Source organism: Pseudomonas sp. 29 (assembly GCF_002754355.1).
GTDB classification, from domain to species: domain Bacteria; phylum Pseudomonadota; class Gammaproteobacteria; order Pseudomonadales; family Pseudomonadaceae; genus Aquipseudomonas; species Aquipseudomonas neuropathica.
This window is the reverse complement of sequence record NZ_PEEY01000001.1, coordinates 5,597,766-5,612,652: the sequence shown is the minus strand read 5'-3', so window position 1 is coordinate 5,612,652 and position 14,887 is coordinate 5,597,766. Positions and strand designations below refer to the sequence as shown.

The 14,887-nt window shown below is 55.1% G+C and carries 20 protein-coding genes; 14 read left to right on the top strand and 6 right to left on the bottom strand.

The genetic code is table 11. The features are described 5' to 3' along the window. Positions 1-85 precede the first annotated feature (85 nt). From CLU80_RS26120 to CLU80_RS26075, 10 genes are all read left to right on the top strand, one after another. A complete protein-coding gene (locus CLU80_RS26120) occupies positions 86-1,015 on the top strand; it encodes a hypothetical protein (protein WP_099758824.1) in 930 nt (309 codons plus the stop codon). 287 nt (positions 1,016-1,302) lie between these two features. After that, positions 1,303-2,301: a hypothetical protein gene (locus CLU80_RS26115; RefSeq protein WP_099758823.1), complete on the top strand. Its 999-nt coding sequence runs from the start codon at positions 1,303-1,305 to the stop codon at positions 2,299-2,301. A gap of 196 nt (positions 2,302-2,497) precedes the next feature. Next, positions 2,498-3,379, top strand: a complete 882-nt coding sequence (locus CLU80_RS26110; protein WP_099758822.1) for a phage protease — start codon at positions 2,498-2,500, stop codon at positions 3,377-3,379. 2 nt (positions 3,380-3,381) lie between these two features. Then, positions 3,382-3,750: a head decoration protein gene (locus CLU80_RS26105; protein WP_099758821.1), complete on the top strand. Its 369-nt coding sequence runs from the start codon at positions 3,382-3,384 to the stop codon at positions 3,748-3,750. A gap of 12 nt (positions 3,751-3,762) precedes the next feature. Then, complete coding sequence (locus CLU80_RS26100; protein WP_099758820.1) at positions 3,763-4,743, top strand: major capsid protein; 981 nt, start codon at positions 3,763-3,765, stop codon at positions 4,741-4,743. A gap of 3 nt (positions 4,744-4,746) precedes the next feature. Further along, positions 4,747-5,181: a gp436 family protein gene (locus CLU80_RS26095; protein ID WP_099758819.1), complete on the top strand. Its 435-nt coding sequence runs from the start codon at positions 4,747-4,749 to the stop codon at positions 5,179-5,181. Further along, on the top strand, positions 5,178-5,663 hold the full coding sequence (locus tag CLU80_RS26090) for a Gp37 family protein (protein ID WP_099758818.1): 486 nt from the start codon (positions 5,178-5,180) through the stop codon (positions 5,661-5,663). The genes CLU80_RS26095 and CLU80_RS26090 overlap by 4 nt, the downstream gene beginning before the upstream one ends. Next, complete coding sequence (locus tag CLU80_RS26085) at positions 5,660-5,893, top strand: hypothetical protein (RefSeq protein WP_099758817.1); 234 nt, start codon at positions 5,660-5,662, stop codon at positions 5,891-5,893. The genes CLU80_RS26090 and CLU80_RS26085 overlap by 4 nt, the downstream gene beginning before the upstream one ends. 3 nt (positions 5,894-5,896) lie before the next feature. Further along, positions 5,897-7,318 (top strand): phage tail sheath subtilisin-like domain-containing protein, encoded by a 1,422-nt coding sequence (locus tag CLU80_RS26080; RefSeq protein WP_099758816.1) that lies wholly within the window; start codon positions 5,897-5,899, stop codon positions 7,316-7,318. After that, positions 7,319-7,846 carry a phage major tail tube protein gene (locus tag CLU80_RS26075; protein WP_099758815.1) on the top strand — a complete coding sequence of 176 codons (528 nt, stop codon included), beginning with the start codon at positions 7,319-7,321 and terminating at the stop codon, positions 7,844-7,846. 69 nt (positions 7,847-7,915) lie between these two features. Here CLU80_RS26075 and CLU80_RS26070 read toward each other — a convergent pair whose 3' ends face one another. Together CLU80_RS26070 and CLU80_RS26065 are read right to left on the bottom strand one after the other, a co-directional pair. Beyond that, positions 7,916-8,617 (bottom strand): hypothetical protein, encoded by a 702-nt coding sequence (locus CLU80_RS26070; RefSeq protein ID WP_099758814.1) that lies wholly within the window; start codon positions 8,615-8,617, stop codon positions 7,916-7,918. Positions 8,618-8,737: 120 nt separating this feature from the next. Further along, positions 8,738-9,394, bottom strand: coding sequence for a hypothetical protein (locus CLU80_RS26065; RefSeq protein WP_099758813.1), 657 nt, complete (start codon positions 9,392-9,394; stop codon positions 8,738-8,740). Between the two features lie 274 nt (positions 9,395-9,668). On the opposite strand from CLU80_RS26065, the gene CLU80_RS26060 reads away from it, so the two are divergent. After that, positions 9,669-9,971, top strand: a complete 303-nt coding sequence (locus CLU80_RS26060) for a DUF3892 domain-containing protein (RefSeq protein WP_099758812.1) — start codon at positions 9,669-9,671, stop codon at positions 9,969-9,971. A gap of 152 nt (positions 9,972-10,123) precedes the next feature. Here CLU80_RS26060 and CLU80_RS26055 read toward each other — a convergent pair whose 3' ends face one another. The 3 genes from CLU80_RS26055 to CLU80_RS26045 form a co-directional block, all read right to left on the bottom strand. Further along, positions 10,124-11,035, bottom strand: a complete 912-nt coding sequence (locus CLU80_RS26055) for a hypothetical protein (protein WP_099758811.1) — start codon at positions 11,033-11,035, stop codon at positions 10,124-10,126. 141 nt (positions 11,036-11,176) lie between these two features. After that, the gene (locus tag CLU80_RS26050; protein ID WP_099758810.1) at positions 11,177-11,632 is read right to left on the bottom strand and encodes a hypothetical protein; all 456 of its coding nucleotides are present in this window, start codon (positions 11,630-11,632) and stop codon (positions 11,177-11,179) included. 12 nt (positions 11,633-11,644) lie between these two features. Beyond that, a complete protein-coding gene (locus CLU80_RS26045; RefSeq protein ID WP_099758809.1) occupies positions 11,645-11,839 on the bottom strand; it encodes a hypothetical protein in 195 nt (64 codons plus the stop codon). A 1,328-nt stretch (positions 11,840-13,167) separates the two neighbouring features. On the opposite strand from CLU80_RS26045, the gene CLU80_RS26040 reads away from it, so the two are divergent. Both CLU80_RS26040 and CLU80_RS26035 read left to right on the top strand, forming a co-directional pair. Continuing rightward, on the top strand, positions 13,168-13,539 hold the full coding sequence (locus CLU80_RS26040) for a DUF6124 family protein (protein WP_016987152.1): 372 nt from the start codon (positions 13,168-13,170) through the stop codon (positions 13,537-13,539). Between the two features lie 121 nt (positions 13,540-13,660). Further along, positions 13,661-14,020, top strand: a complete 360-nt coding sequence (locus tag CLU80_RS26035; RefSeq protein ID WP_099758808.1) for a DUF6124 family protein — start codon at positions 13,661-13,663, stop codon at positions 14,018-14,020. A 76-nt stretch (positions 14,021-14,096) separates the two neighbouring features. Here the strand turns inward: CLU80_RS26035 and CLU80_RS26030 are convergent, their stop codons facing one another. Further along, positions 14,097-14,408: a hypothetical protein gene (locus CLU80_RS26030; protein ID WP_099758807.1), complete on the bottom strand. Its 312-nt coding sequence runs from the start codon at positions 14,406-14,408 to the stop codon at positions 14,097-14,099. Positions 14,409-14,570: 162 nt separating this feature from the next. Here CLU80_RS26030 and CLU80_RS26025 point away from each other — a divergent pair, with 162 nt between their 5' ends. Then, complete coding sequence (locus tag CLU80_RS26025) at positions 14,571-14,885, top strand: phage tail assembly protein (RefSeq protein WP_099758806.1); 315 nt, start codon at positions 14,571-14,573, stop codon at positions 14,883-14,885. Positions 14,886-14,887: the final 2 nt, after the last annotated feature.

Here is a 14,887-nt window from a genome sequence, read left to right as displayed (position 1 = left end):
GTAAGCTTAATGACTGAAAGGGACGCTACTAAACGTCCATACTCCTAAGTGAAACCAAGCATCACTCAACTCTGTAAGGACAAACATGGATCATTACCAAGGAGCAGTTCTCTACCTCGACATCTTGGGGATCAGCAATCTGACCAAGAAGAAGGTCAAGCTCACTCCAGAAGATTATGAAGCTTGGGGCATTACGAAACGATCGGAATGGAACGAGCATTTTTTTTGCGCAAAGTTGCTCGTGGCGTTTCGTTCCTGCTTAGAAGACGTAAAAGAAAGATACGGAAATATCAAGGTTACCCAGCTATCTGATTGCGCATTTATCTGGTCGAAAGACGCGGCCGCAGTGGCCAGAGCTGCTCAAGATCTAATGTGGGCCCTGATAAGGGCGGGGGTTCTTTGTCGTGGTGGTATCGCCTACGGTGAAATTATTGAGCCAGATAGGGTCTTAAAGTCTATAGGACAATTCGTCTTAGGCGAGGCAGTGACAATGGCAGTGGAATGTGAGGGCAAAGGCAAAGGCTGCCGGATATTCACAGAACCCGAATTAGCCCTTCAGCTGACCGGAACAGGACCGCGTAGCGACCGATTCCCAGTTAAATCCTTCGCAGAGCTACGAAATCCATTAAGTGGAGAAAGTGCCGACGAATTTCGCTGGTACCTTCAAAATTTGCCAGGTGGCCCTGTGGTGAACGACCAAGCAAAGCATTTAGCCCTGCTTGAGCTAATGGCCGCATTAATGTGTTCCCCTCGATTTAATTGGAACGCTACTTCTGAGGCAGGGCGATTGCAGTTGGCCTGCAGCATCGCATGCGTGTCAGAGGCCACACACACGCTTTTACCCTCTTCGGACACGGTTTTCAGCGTGAATCAGTTGATGGTCACCACGATTAAAAGGACACCAGCACTGCAGAGCAAGAGACTGCAACTCTGGGCAAGTCAGGCGGCTAGTGCATTTGATCGCAGAAAAGCTACAGCATCCAAGCTCAGCGGCGCGCTGCAACCCGACTTATAAGACTAAAGCCGTAACCGCCGCTAATTCCAAACTGTGGGAGGCGTTGCACCGGCCGCCTCTAAACGGCGCTTGTAAGCTGCGATGATTTGGCCGCAGCGGTAGGTCGCGTCAACCTGCCAATGCGCGTCATAAAGGCTTTATAAACCAGTTCTACCCAAACCCCGGACGTAGCCTCCGCAGAGACTCTGCTCCACTGTTGGAAAGAACTCTCAAGGTCAACCAAATTTCGCCGACACAGAAGGATAGACAAAAAGACCCTGATTAGGCACGACAAGGAGCGTTACCCAATGCTAGACCTGATCTACATCGTCGAAGAACCAATCACCTCCGACTCAGCGCAACGCGGCGGCAACAGCACCTCTGTAAATTTTACGATGCCAGGGCGTGACGAAAATCAAGGCGCTATCACAAGTGCGATGCTTGCGAGAATTGCAGGCACAGCATTACTTGGAAAAAGTGCGAGTCTTTTCGCTATACCATTCCTACCTACGGCTTTATTGACCTCCGCATTGCTTGAGGTTCCAAGTTTATTGCCTGGTTTCACAAAAGATCGCGGCGAACAAAACGGTGAACTGGATGAAGCGAAGCTCGAAGAGGCTCGATTACTCACCTCATACGTGCAACACCATTCGCTGTCCCGCAGCCAGGCGAAGGAAGCTGGCTACTGCTTCCAGCCTGGGCATCCAGTCGTTGGCAAGGCTTACCGCAAACACCCATTGAACGACTACCCGAACCCGGATAATGGAAACCTCTACATTCCAAGCGACAGCTACGACGCAATCCTGCTGGAGGAGCGCGAATCGGAACTGATCAAGCTGTTGGTCCACCTCGGGGCGACCAAAATAAGCATTACCAAGAAGGCTTCGGATAAAACACGCAGCACCGTCACTGCAGAAGCATCGGTGCAGGCTGGCCCTATGGGTGGTGGCAATGTCAGTTACACCGGCAAAACGGAGCACGACACCGACACGCTGGATACTCGTGAATTCTCGCTAACCGGGCGGCCGTGGAAAACAGATAGTAAAGTCGACCGTGAAAACTTCTTTTGGCTCTCCTATGAGCCATCTTGGAAAGCGGTAGTGTTCGCCCGCGAAGTGGGTGGTTGCCTGACAGCTTCTCTAGAGATCAAAGAGAACACTTCATTCTCAACAGATAAAAATTTCGAGCTGTCCGTCAAAGCGAAAATGGTTGAAGCCGGCGCACAGGCTGGCCTTTCGAATCTCGAAACCGAAGAAAAAACATACTTCGTGAGAGCGGAGTTCGCACCGGTCAATCACAGCGCCTGACCAAAAAACAGCATGGGGCTTCAGCTGCGCCCCCCAAAGGAGTGATTTCATTAGAGTCACTCCTTACTCTCTCCAAGCGCCGCTGCCTCGGCCGAAGCGATCCTCGCCGTCACATCCCACTCCCTAAATCCGATTAAAAGCCCAATCCAACCATCAAGCCCAAGCTCTGCGAATCTCCCCAACGCAGCGCTAAACCATGAACCCCCTCCACATCTTCAAACCCGGCCTCCACACCGCCTCCTGCGGCACCACCCTAAACTTCACCGCCACCGACCTAACCGCCACCGTAGCCGCCTACAACCCAACCCTCCACGAAGCCCCGCTAGTCATCGGCCACCCCCAACACAACAGCCCCGCAGCCGGCTGGGTCCAAACCCTTACCGCCACCGCCGAAGGCCTCATCGCCACCCCCCAACAAATCGACCCCAGCTTCGCCGAACAACTCGCCGCCGGCCGCTACAAAAAAATCTCCGCCTCCTTCTACCACCCAACGGCCCCCAACAACCCCGTGCCCGGCGTCTACTACCTGCGCCACGTCGGCTTCCTCGGCGCCCAGCCGCCGGCCGTCAAAGGCCTGCGCCCCATAGAACTGGCCGAAGCCGAGCCCGGCGTCATCCACTTCAGCGAAAGCGCCCCCGCAGCGCCGCCGCCACAACCCAGCCCCCAAACACCCCCAGCCAAAGTGCCCGACACCGACACCCTCCAGGCCGAAAACCAGCGCCTCAAAACCGAACTCGCCCAACGCGACCAAACCGCCCGCGCCGCCGCCCAACAAGCCATCAACACCACCAGCGTCGCCTACGCCGAACAACTCGTCGCCGCTGGCATGAAGCCGCTGCACGCGCCCGTCGTCATCGCCGCCCTCAACGCCGCCCAGTCCGGAGCAACACCGTTGCAATTTGGCGAAGGCGACCAGCGCCAACCGTTAACCGAAGGCCTCAAAACCCTCTTCAGAGACCTCACCGGCGCCATCAGCTTCACCGAAATCGCCACCCAACACCGCGCCAACAACACACCAAATTCAACCACCAACCCCTTGCTCGCCGACGCCGAAGCCCGCACCCAAAGGCAGGGCTAACCATGGCCACCTTCAACCAACCCAAAGACCTCGGCGACCTCCTACTCGTCCAAGTCAGCCCCGGCTGGACCAAAAACCGCATCACACTCCTGGGCGGTAGCGACTACGCCCTCGGCCAAGTCCTCGCCAACGTCGCCGGCAAATACCAAGCCCTCGACCCAGCAGGCGCAGACCCAGCCAACAAAGCCGTCGCCGTCCTCGCCGAACACATCGACGCCAGCGCCGGCGACACACCCGCCGTCGTCATCGCCCGCGGCGCCGTCCTCGCGCTGCCCGAACTCGTCTGGCCGCCCGGCATCACCGAGCCGCAAAAAATCGCCGCCCTCGACGACCTCAACGCCCAAGGCATCGTCGCCCGCACCACCCTCTAACGGAGCCACCCCATGAACCTGCAAGACCTCTTCACCGTCGCCAACCTCACCGCCGCCGTCAACAAACTCCCGGCCATCCCTGGCAAAGTCGGCGCCATGGGCCTGTTCGACGAAAAAGGCGTCACCAGCACCAGCGTCATCATTGACGAGCGCGAAGGCCGCCTCGTCCTTGTGCCCAACACCTCACGCAACGACGACCCGGCCCCCGTCAAAGGCAACAAACGCAAACGCCGCACCTTCGAAACCCTGCACCTGCCCATCAGCCGGCCCATCCTGCCCAGCCAGTTGCAAGGCATCGCCGCCTTCGGCCAAGAGAGCGCCACCGCGCCCATCGCCACCGTCATCAACGACCACCTGCAAGACCTCAAAAACAGTATCGAAACCACCCGCGAATTCCAGCGCATCGGCGCACTGCGCGGCCAACTGCTCGACGCCGACGGCTCGCTGCTCTTCGACCTGTTCGACGAATTCGACGTCCAACAAAAAAGCGTCACCGTCGCCCTCGGCAGCCCCGGCACCAACGTGCGCAAAGCCTGCCTCGATGCCAAGCGCCACGCCGAATCCAAACTCGGCGGCGTCATGGTCACCGGCTTCCGGTCCTTCTGCGGGCCCGACTGGTTCGACGCCTTCACCGACCACGCCAAAGTCAAAGAAGCCTTCGCCCATTACCAGGAAGCCCAAGACAGAATCGGCGGCGACCTGCGCAACGGCTTCACCTTCGGCGGCATCCAATTCATCGAATACGACGTCACCGTCAGCGGCCAACGCTTCATCCCCGCCGACGTCGCCCAGGTCTTTCCCGTCGCCCGTGGCGTCTTCCGCCTGTTCAACGCCCCGGCCAACTACAACGAAACCGTCAACACCCTTGGCCAGCCGTACTACAGCAAAGCCGAACCGCGCAAAATGGGCAAAGGCTGGGACCTCGAAGCCCAAGCCAACCCCTTGGCCCTGTGCTTATTCCCCGAAGCCCTCGTCGAACTCAAGGCCGGCTGACCCATGCGCTACTGCACCCGCGCCGACCTCGGCAACGCCATCCCGCTGATCACGCTCACCCAACTCTCCAACGACGATCCGGCCGCCCGGCAGCCCGACGAAAACGTCATCGCCAACAGCGTCCGCCAGGCCGAAGAACTCGTCGACGGCTACCTGCGCGGCCGCTACCAATTACCGCTCGATCCAGTGCCCACCGTCCTGCGCGACGCCGTGCTTTACCTCGCGCGCCACTGGCTCTACCAGCGCCGCCCCGAAGGCGCCTTGCCCGACGCCGTCATCAGCGCCCGCAAAGACACCCTCAAACTCCTCGAAAGCATCCGCGACGGCGTCATCACCCTCGGCCTGCCCAGCGGTCACGCCATGCCAGAACCCGGCGAAATTCGCGTACGCGCACGCCCGCAACAATTCACCGCACAGGTCTGGCAGGGCTACCCATGACCCCAACGCCCAACACCCAGACCGAACAACTCATGGACGCCATGCTCGAGCGGCTGCAAACCGACTTCGGCCACCAACTCATCGTCGAACGCTTCCCCGAGAACCCCCAGCAATACCGCCTCAACCACCCCCGCGGCGCTGTCCTGCTGGCCTACGGCAAATCCACCTTCGGCCACACCGAAAGCCTCGACGCCACCGTCCAGGCCCGCCAGATCGTCCTGCGCCTGACCCTCATCTTTCGCCAACTCAACGGCACCGACGGCGTCATCAGCCACCTCGACCAACTGCGCGCCAGCCTCACCGGGTGGGTGCCACCCCACACCGACCAAGCCTGCCGTCCGCTCGCCGAACACTTCATCGGCCACAGCAACGGCGTCTGGCAATACGCCCAGGACTACGCCACCCGCGCCACCCAACTGCAAGCCGCCCGCGACCAGCACGGCCCCTTACTCAAACACCCTGAATTCGAGCCAACCCCATGACCCTCACGCGCTATCGCTACAACGGCCCACCCAGCGGCGTCTCGCTGCGCCTCGATCAACACGCCGAAACGCTCGACGTACAACTGCACCCCGGCGTGCCCGTTGAACTGCCCGCCGACCACGACTACACCCGCGTCCTGCTCGCCCTCAACCACCTGCAACCGCTCCCGGTACACCCAAGGCCGGCCGCCAAAGCACCCAAACCACAGCTCCCGGCCAAGGACGAATAACCCATGCCCGCCAACTACCTGCACGGCATCGAAACCACCGAAATCGAGCGCGGCCCGCGCCCCATCCGCGTCGTCAAATCCGCCGTCATCGCCCTGGTCGGCACCGCGCCCACCGGCCCCATCAACGAACTGACCCTGTGCCTCAACGACACCCACGCCGCCCAGTTCGGCCCACACACCACCGGCCACAGCATCCCCGAAGCCCTGCAAGGCATTTATGACTTCGGCGCCGGCACCGTACTCGTCGTCAACGTCCTCGACCCGGCCATACACCACAGCAGCGTCACCGGCCGCAAACAGTTCGCCGACAACAACCCGCTGCAACTCGAACACACCGCCCTGCAACAACTGCAACTGATGCCCGCCGAAGGCACCGACGCCTACCTGCAGGGCACCGACTACACCGTCTCAATGTCCACCGGCCTCATCACCCGACTCGCCACCGGCACCATCCCCACCAACGCCCCCATCAAAATCGACTACACCTACACCGACCCCGCCAAAGTCACCGCCGCCGACATCATCGGCAGCATCAACCAAGCCGGCCGACGCACCGGCCTCAAAGCCTTTCAAGACAGCTACAACCACTTGGGCTTCTTCCCCAAACTCTTCATCGCCCCAGGCTTCAGCACCCTAAAACCCGTCACGGCAGAACTGACCGTCGCCGCCAGCCAGGTCGGCGGCGTCGCCTACATAGACGCCCCCATCGGCGCCACCGTCCAACAAGTACTCGCCGGGCGCGGCCCGGCCGGCGACATCAACTTCAACACCAGCAGCGATCGCGTGCGCCTGTGCTACCCCCACGTGCGCGTCTACGACGCCGCCAGCAACGGCGAACGCCTGCAACCACTGTCCATCCGCGCCGCCGGCCTGCGCGCCAAAATCGACAACGACCACGGCTACTGGTGGAGCAGTTCCAACCAGCCACTGCTCGGCGTGATCGGCCTCGAACGCCCATTAACCGCACGCATCGACGACCCCCACAGCGAAGTTAATTTGCTCAACGAAAACGGCATCACCACCGTCTTCAACGCCTACGGCACCGGCCTGCGCCTATGGGGCAACCGCACCGCCGCGTGGCCCAGCGTCACCCACATGCGCAACTTCGAAAACGTACGCCGCACCAAAGACGTCATCGACGAATCCATCCGCTACAGCGCCCTGCAATTCGTCGACCAGCCCATCACCACCGCGCTCATCACCAGCCTCACCGAAAGCGTCAACCTGTTCCTACGCAAACTCATCGGCGACGGCGCCCTGGTTGGCGGCGAATGCTGGTACGACCCCGCGCGCAACCCCAGCACCGAACTCGAACAGGGCCACGCACTGTTCAACTACAAACTCACCGTGCCGCTACCGTTCGAACGCGGCACCTTCGAAACCGAAATCACCGGCGACTACCTCGCCAACCTGGGGACCGTATAAATGGCAGGCTTCAGCGCACACCGCATCTCAAACGCCAACCTCTACCTCGACGGCGCCAGCTTCTTTGGCAAGTGTGAAGAGATCGACTTGGGCACCATCAAAACCGTCATGAGCGACTTTCAAGGGCTGGGCATGGTCGGGCTGATCGAACTGCCGGATGGCATCGATAAGCTGGAAGGGAAAATCACTTGGAACAGCTTGTACGTCGAGGCCGCCAGGAAGCTGGTGACGCCGTTCAAGAGTGTGCAGCTGCAATGCCGGTCCAACGTGCAGGTGTTCAACAACGGTGGGCTGGTGAACGAGGTGCCGTTGGTGACAACCATGACCATCACCGGGAAGGAGTACCAGTTGGGCACGCATAAACCGCGGGATCCGACCAAGTACGAGACGCCGTTTTCGGCGACGTATGTGCGGCAGATGATCAATGGTGAGGAGGTGGTGTTGCTGGATTATTTGGCGAATATTTTTCGGGTGGGGGGTGAGGATCAGTTGGGTAGGTATAACAGAAATCTCGGTATCTCTTCATAAATTCTGAGGTCGCCGCCTAGAAAGGCGGCTACTGAAGCCGCCATATCTCACATCAAATTTCAATTCGATTTATTGAGCAGGTGAGAGCCCAATCCGGGTCAAATTTGATTCAAGCTGTTTACAGAGCTGGCAGTATTCAAAGAAAGAATGCGAGAGAGCTGAAAGGTCTTTGTTACTCGCCCCAAACGACGCTAGCAAATCAAGCACCGAAAAGTGAGTGCAATCATCAATGGCTGTGAGATCGCTAACAATTTGCGCCTCCAAAAAAGGTAGTTGCACGAGCAGCTTTCGAGTGCTCTCGTTGCTTTTCAATTTATGATAATTAAAATATTGAAACCAGTTCGCATGTTGCATCGTCTGAACTGATATTATTAAAGGTGCTTCGGAATAGGGGTTTATTTTTGACATGGCCGAAAAGATTTCTGACTCCGTCATCGTATAAAAATTCAAATCAACCGAGGACGCTTTTTCTATGTCAGTGATTTGTGTAGTGCAAGCCCTGATCAACATTTTTGAGTGCATCTCGACGTAAGGACGTAAAAATTCACGATCTGAAAATTCTTTGGCGTGCACAACCAATAGATAAAATACGTAGCTAGCTACGACTGAAGCCAGTACCGCTTCGACGATAACGCCTAACTCATAGGCCCCAAGAAATTGAGCAGGGTAACGATTTAGAAATAGAATCTTTAATAGCAACACAGCAATCGCAACAACAACAAGCGCATTAGCCTCTCGTGAAGCAGTCAGCAGAAATTTAATAATATTCATAGCAAGTTACCCACTCCATAATTCACCAGCAATTCCCAAGCAACCCTTATTGCTTTCGACTCCCGCTGTTCGCTTTCTGCGCAGTTCGCAGTTCGCAGTTCGCAGTTAAAATCGCCGTGATCATTTTTGTTCTTGTATTTCCTTCACCATCACTTCTGACTTATTAGAAAACCAATCAATTTTCACCACTGAAAGTTTAAATTGCTTATCTCCATAAACAAACATCCAGTTATCGCCCGCCTTAATCGAGTCAAGCTCTTTTTGGTTTTGACCCGGCAAAGTGATATTTCCGTTGGCAGTAAAGTCAGGAGTGATTGTACCAATACCAATAGTGGCGTTCGTCTTCTGGTCGATATAAGCTTCGCCGAGCGATAATGTCTTAGTTGCGACATAAGGGGTGCTCTTTAGATCAGGAATGCCAAATGGATTATCTGAAGCTGATGTGTCAGCCGAAGTCAGCTCTATTTTTAGAGTCGTATTCTCTTCCGTAAGCGCCTTAAGCTTATTTTCGAGAAAGGGAATTGAACTAGGAGTCGCAAAAAGCCAGTCCAAATATTTTTTGTTTTCATCTCGAAGGCGAGATATTTCAACTTCAAGCACTTCCGTTTTTGCCTTGTATTGACCCGCTGCTGCTTTTTCATTTTCCGCTTGCGATCGATAACCGTTCACTTTGTTATCGTCAAAAAAATGAGTGAACACACCCCAGGTTACGCCTACTATAAAAACCGTATAGAGAATGAAGCTACGCGCAGATGATTTTTCGACCCAATTGCTCATTTTATTTCCCTATTTTCATTTTGATCGCGTGAACTCTGGTTTTTTGAGTGAAGTCAAGAGCACTCAATAATAGTGGCCAAACGACACTTGCCCTGAAGATCCTAGCTCATTTGACCAGGGTGTTGAAACTAGCGATGCCACGCCGTGTCGTAAAAATGATGCTTTGATCGACAAAATCGCGACCATTAGCTAGCCTGACTTGGTAGGTACGGGATCACCTACCTGTTGAATGCACGCCAAAAGGCGAGCGCCAAAAAAGCCAGGAGTTTCATCCGTGTCAAAATTTGATTACTACATTTCAGCGACCGATTACAACAGCGACGGGACTCACATAGCTAAGTTGCGTGTACATGAGGTCGGCACTGACGGCAAACTCAAAAATCCGGTCTTGTTAACTCGCCCTCAAGTCATTGAGTTGATCAAAAATAAAAAGTCCATCAGTACGATGACGAAAGGTTCAGATGGAAAATGGAAGCTGGGAGCGAAGATCGAAATTATTGCAGTAACAACTGACTATCTAAAAACTAAAAAAGATGCATCCACAAAAGACAATCTTGAAAATCTGCCTACCATTTAAACTGTGCTACCTCGAGAAACGTTCCTAAATAAATCCGGCATCAAGCGGCAACACATGCCGCTTGATGCCGGAGGTAATGCATTTGGATGAGAGCTCGGAAATTTCGTTGTGAACATCTTGTATGAACTGTCGCATAACAATCGAAACACGGCTCATTCAAATGTTTTCTTCTCCACAATGATCTGATTGTTAGGGATTTCAAGCTGCCTTTTTATTTTACCGTCCGGAAAAGAGATGACAGTGGAACTCCCAAACCCCTTGAATTCCACCGTCACTCCGGCATACGCCTTATATCCTTCCGGGGCCTTAAAATCCTTCGCTACTAGAGCATCTGGTATCAAAGAACTGTAAGGCGCCTTTAGGTAGAGGGTGGGCTTCTCAATCCGAACCTGCGCCACGCGCATGGCAGTGTCAATAAGCTGCCCTGAAACGCCACCGAACAAGATCGGCGTCAGCATCATTACAGTGAGACTCACCAAGTAGGCGCTTTTTTCATGTTCTGCGTTTCCTGTTTTTTGAAGGCAGGCTTTTTCTGGGGTGTGGATCAATGTACTCAGCAATCGCTCGTTACGTTTGCGCTTTTCATCTGCCCCCTTGGCGATGGAATAGAAGATGTAGAGAGCTACAGAGAGGAGTGTTAACTGCCAGTAGGCTGCTTTTTCTTGTTGCCCAAATACTAATATCAACACCACACCTATCACAGCAAAAGGAATTGCAGCGCCGTGAAAACGAGCCAGCTCATACTTCATCTTTTTTGGCTTGGATTTCTTACGCTGCGTCCAGGCGTGGAAAACTCTGAAGAGTGGGCGAAGCACGATGGACATACAAATTCCGAGTGACGTCAGGCTCGCTACGAATAGGACATACACGGCACCAAAGCAACAGGCGGCAAGCAAAAAGAGCAGCCCGTCCCCAAGTGTCACGCCTTGGGGGAAATGCCCAATTCTAAGGGCGTAAATGATCACGCACGCACTGCCTAAACCGATGGTGAACTTAAGCGCCGCACTACAAATCTTCAAAAGGCTGTCGGCAGTGGACTCGATCGAAGAAATCACTTTTTTCATTGTTGGGCGCCTGGGGTACGTAGTGTTTGACAAAACTGAACGGGCGATCGCTTGTCTGCTTAACATGCAATAAAGATTGCGGATTGGACGCACGCTGGCAGACCTACAGAACGGATCGCAGTGGGGTTTCGTAGTTAGTGTTTAGAGGGCCCAGTCCGTGGCTGTCTTCGTGCCAAAGGCGACCGCTTTTGTCAAAAAATCAGACGCTAGCTCTTTGACCTTTCCCGTCATACCTTCCTTCGTCGCACTCACCAACTGATCACCCAGCGACGGATCCTTATTTTCAAGATTCGAAGGCATGGCCTTCAAGAGCTCCAACGTCCTCGCGGTCATGACACACCCCATTACAGTGCCATTGCTGAGCTGGGAGCCGCTGTCCAAATAGCCATGGTTACTCAACCAAATTACCGTCGAAACAAAGAACACCGCATCACGGCGAATGTGATACTCATCACCATCCCGCTCAGGCCGATTGACAGCCATTTGCTCCTCAAAGTCCTCCAACTGCAGCTCGATGGCGACTGGGAATTCTTGATAAAGCCTGGCGAAGATCGCCCCCACCAGCACGTTAAACCGCTCGATATTTCCCGCCGCCATGCCTAACTCTCCTTATTTTTTATTCAAACTGACGAGACGCGCGTAACCCTTCAAATGCACCAACGCAGCCGACTCAATCTGCAACCCTCGTAACTCAGTTGATCGCACTTCACCGTTGGGCAAGTAGACCGTCAACGTGTCCCCAAACACGCTGTAGGTAGCAGTGTATTCAACACCTTCGTACTCAAGCGTGATTTCCTCAGCCATCTACAAAACCTCATTGTCCATGTTCATTGATTGCCGCCGGCCACCGCCTCAAGTGGACCACTCGGTCGCAGTTGGCGGCAAAGTTGCAGCCACACTAACTACCACGCTTAAGAAGGCCAACCTTAAAAAGTTGTAGGCGGTTTCGCTTGCGAACTTGCGCTACATACCGCGTCCTTCAAATGCAGCCCTACAAGGCTACCGCCCCCGGTGCAATTGCCTACAGCCAACACAGAATCCCCCGGCAGCGCATCTGTCAGCCCACCGGTATCTTGTCTCCCGTCACCGCCCACAGTGACCAGGCAGAGCAACCAGTAGCACGCAAGTGCCTCTATGGACAGGACCGGTTGCTCACTGCCTGAGCTTTGATGACGACTGTACGCCGGCCCCTTGGTCACTCCGGCATTGCAAAATCCGCGACTCAATCGCAGGCGTACAGTCGGCATCTTTTTGCAAACCGGCCACTTTTATGGTGGCTGTGCGAGGGTGTTACTGTTGCATTGATTAGAGCCTTTGTCGGTACCTCGCATAGCTGCCTCCCTTTGCCTTAATTGCAGCCGCTTTTAGGCTCTACCTTATGGTGTCCATGCGTGGGGCTTCTTCGTGAGCGCCGGGGTTTGCTGGTTTTGACCGGTCTACCAACCTGCGTATGGCCACCACCCTTTGTTAGTGACCAGGCGGGGCAACCAGTAGCACGCAAGTGCCTCTTTGGCACCTCGCACAGCTGCCTCCCTTTGCCTTAAAGGGAAGGCCCCAACCCCGACCGCATTAATTACCAACCTACCAACAGTCTGTTTTGGGTGAACGCCCAATGCTAGCGCCCGTGCAAAAAAACCGCGCCCGTCTACGTCATCCACTGCCTTCCTAGACAGGAGGGGTGTCGTGCAGCGGTATCCAACCCAGCACCATGCTCGCTTTAAACCGCCAAAAAACTACGGAAGATTCTTACGGCCCACCGTGCTTAAACACGACCAAACGATCGCGTTTAAATTACACCAACTGTTACGCCATAAAGGCTACAGCACCTTGCGCCGTTGCCTACGGGTGCTTCAGAATCCGCCGGCTTACACGGCTATGGGATGGGCTATATCGTTTCCCTGTCACTGCAAAACAGTGATCGGGTTTGGTAGCCCGTTTCTTGATAGTCGTATGGCGGCCCTAATGCAGTCTCTTTTTTGAGGCTCAGCTTTTTATGGTGGCCATGCGTGGGGCTCATTCGTGAGCGCCGGGGTTTGCTATCTTGACCGGTCTACCAACCCACGCGTGGCCGCCACCCTTCGTTTGGTAGCGATAGTGACGGCTCAATATTCCCTAAAGGTAGTGAGTCATCTATGTTCAAAGTTACGCCAAACCCACCGGAAACCGATTCCGGTCCAATCCCGTACGACCCAGCGCTTGAACCTCAGAAGATAAAAGAGGCGACTAATCGCGCCATCAACTTCTATCTCAACCCCGATGCGCTAAAGACCTCAATTCCTACACGCAAGACCGGCAGAATCTTTCTCATCGACCCCACCGTGGATGAAGAAACGCTGCTCGTCGAAGCCAGCGAAACATTAGCAGCCGCCAGCGACATGGCCCGTGACATCGGCGGCGCCGTCGACACCCCTCAGCGCCGATCGATGCTGATTCTGCAGCAGGTGATCATGCTCAGTGAGCTCATCGTCAACCGGGTATTGGATGCCCGACGCTTACCCAGCTAGTGGCCAGGCCCTTCATTCAGGGGGCGTTCCCCTGACTGCACGCACGCCATCAACGATCGAGATGAACAGGCGTCACGCCTGTTCTCAAACCTCAAGCAGCGTTTACACGGAGTTAAAGCTGATGTCCAAGACACCACCCAAGCCGCCGGTCACAGACCCGGCGTCGCCTTATGAATCATTCAATTCCAAAAAGCTAAACGAAGCGGCCGAGCGTGCGCTCGATCATTACCTCGTGCCCGCGCAAATCATGGCCACACCCTACATCCCCAACAACCTGTTCATGGCCAACCCGCAATCTGATACCGAGTCCTTGCTGGTCAATGCCTGCGAATCCCTGGCCTCGGCCACGGTCATGCTCGGGAATTTTGCGGGGACGCTGGAGGGGTCGAACCGCAATGCGCTGTTGGGCATTGCGCAGGTCGTCATGCTGGGCGAGCTGGCGGTGAACCAAGCGTTGGATAATGTGGTGCCGAAGGATTAAGGCCGACGCGTTTGTAAAAGGTCGACACTGTGAGGAAGTTGAAGGCAGTCAGCCTGTAAAAGCTGACTGCTTTTTCTCAAGCAGAGAGAGCGTTAGGAACAGAGCCGTATAGCTTCAAAGTCTGCAGCGTCGCAACGTAGTAGTCACGATGGTCTCCAGCCCTGATATAACCTTCAGCCGTTAACCATTGCAATGTATCGGTTAGGAACTTCTCTTGTGGAGTCGATTTGTAAAACCCGCCGATAAACCCACTCGGCGTTTCGAACGAGCCCTTTTCGAGCTTGAATTTCTCGGCGTTCAACTCAACCTGAGTCGGGCAAGCGTCAATCAAAATTCTAAGAATGTCACGGGTTAGTAAATTGAACTGCTCTGCGTTTTCTGCACTCATCCAGCATTTTCCTTTTGGCTATAAATAGGCGTCACTGCCAAGTGATCTTAGCCAAAATCTGCAGGCGTGGTCCCCATTAAATCTCATTAAAAGCCAACGCTTCGATCGAACTGCATCATTCCGGCACTACTGACCGACCACTGATGAACCCGGAGCAATGACATGGACGACGCCCATACCTTCACCCTCAAATTCCCCTTCACCAGCGCTAGCGGCGAACAGCTCGCAACGCTGCCCATCAAGCGCCTCAAGCGCAAAGACATCAGCGCCGCGCAAGCGGTGACCAAAGACGAAGGCGCCATGGAAGACCAACTGGTCGCCAAGCTGCTGGGCATTACGTTGGAAGACTTGGGCGAGTTCGACATCGCCGACTCAACCCTCGCCACCGAGGTGTTGCGGGAAATGGCGGCCGGCCGAAACCTTGCTCCAGTCCTGGGACGAGGCGCTGCTGTTAGTCCTGAGGTTGCCGCCGTCTGAGA

Coding starts and splice junctions, on each gene's coding strand:
- CLU80_RS26090 (WP_099758818.1), top strand. CDS start 5,178: ATGACCCCAACGCCCAACACCCAGACCGAACAACTCATGGACGCCATG.
- CLU80_RS26115 (WP_099758823.1), top strand. CDS start 1,303: ATGCTAGACCTGATCTACATCGTCGAAGAACCAATCACCTCCGACTCA.
- CLU80_RS26040 (WP_016987152.1), top strand. CDS start 13,168: ATGTTCAAAGTTACGCCAAACCCACCGGAAACCGATTCCGGTCCAATC.
- CLU80_RS26035 (WP_099758808.1), top strand. CDS start 13,661: ATGTCCAAGACACCACCCAAGCCGCCGGTCACAGACCCGGCGTCGCCT.
- CLU80_RS26075 (WP_099758815.1), top strand. CDS start 7,319: ATGGCAGGCTTCAGCGCACACCGCATCTCAAACGCCAACCTCTACCTC.
- CLU80_RS26050 (WP_099758810.1), bottom strand. CDS start 11,632: ATGGCGGCGGGAAATATCGAGCGGTTTAACGTGCTGGTGGGGGCGATC.
- CLU80_RS26070 (WP_099758814.1), bottom strand. CDS start 8,617: ATGAATATTATTAAATTTCTGCTGACTGCTTCACGAGAGGCTAATGCG.
- CLU80_RS26105 (WP_099758821.1), top strand. CDS start 3,382: ATGGCCACCTTCAACCAACCCAAAGACCTCGGCGACCTCCTACTCGTC.
- CLU80_RS26120 (WP_099758824.1), top strand. CDS start 86: ATGGATCATTACCAAGGAGCAGTTCTCTACCTCGACATCTTGGGGATC.
- CLU80_RS26025 (WP_099758806.1), top strand. CDS start 14,571: ATGGACGACGCCCATACCTTCACCCTCAAATTCCCCTTCACCAGCGCT.
- CLU80_RS26065 (WP_099758813.1), bottom strand. CDS start 9,394: ATGAGCAATTGGGTCGAAAAATCATCTGCGCGTAGCTTCATTCTCTAT.
- CLU80_RS26085 (WP_099758817.1), top strand. CDS start 5,660: ATGACCCTCACGCGCTATCGCTACAACGGCCCACCCAGCGGCGTCTCG.
- CLU80_RS26110 (WP_099758822.1), top strand. CDS start 2,498: ATGAACCCCCTCCACATCTTCAAACCCGGCCTCCACACCGCCTCCTGC.
- CLU80_RS26055 (WP_099758811.1), bottom strand. CDS start 11,035: ATGAAAAAAGTGATTTCTTCGATCGAGTCCACTGCCGACAGCCTTTTG.
- CLU80_RS26100 (WP_099758820.1), top strand. CDS start 3,763: ATGAACCTGCAAGACCTCTTCACCGTCGCCAACCTCACCGCCGCCGTC.
- CLU80_RS26045 (WP_099758809.1), bottom strand. CDS start 11,839: ATGGCTGAGGAAATCACGCTTGAGTACGAAGGTGTTGAATACACTGCT.
- CLU80_RS26030 (WP_099758807.1), bottom strand. CDS start 14,408: ATGAGTGCAGAAAACGCAGAGCAGTTCAATTTACTAACCCGTGACATT.
- CLU80_RS26095 (WP_099758819.1), top strand. CDS start 4,747: ATGCGCTACTGCACCCGCGCCGACCTCGGCAACGCCATCCCGCTGATC.
- CLU80_RS26080 (WP_099758816.1), top strand. CDS start 5,897: ATGCCCGCCAACTACCTGCACGGCATCGAAACCACCGAAATCGAGCGC.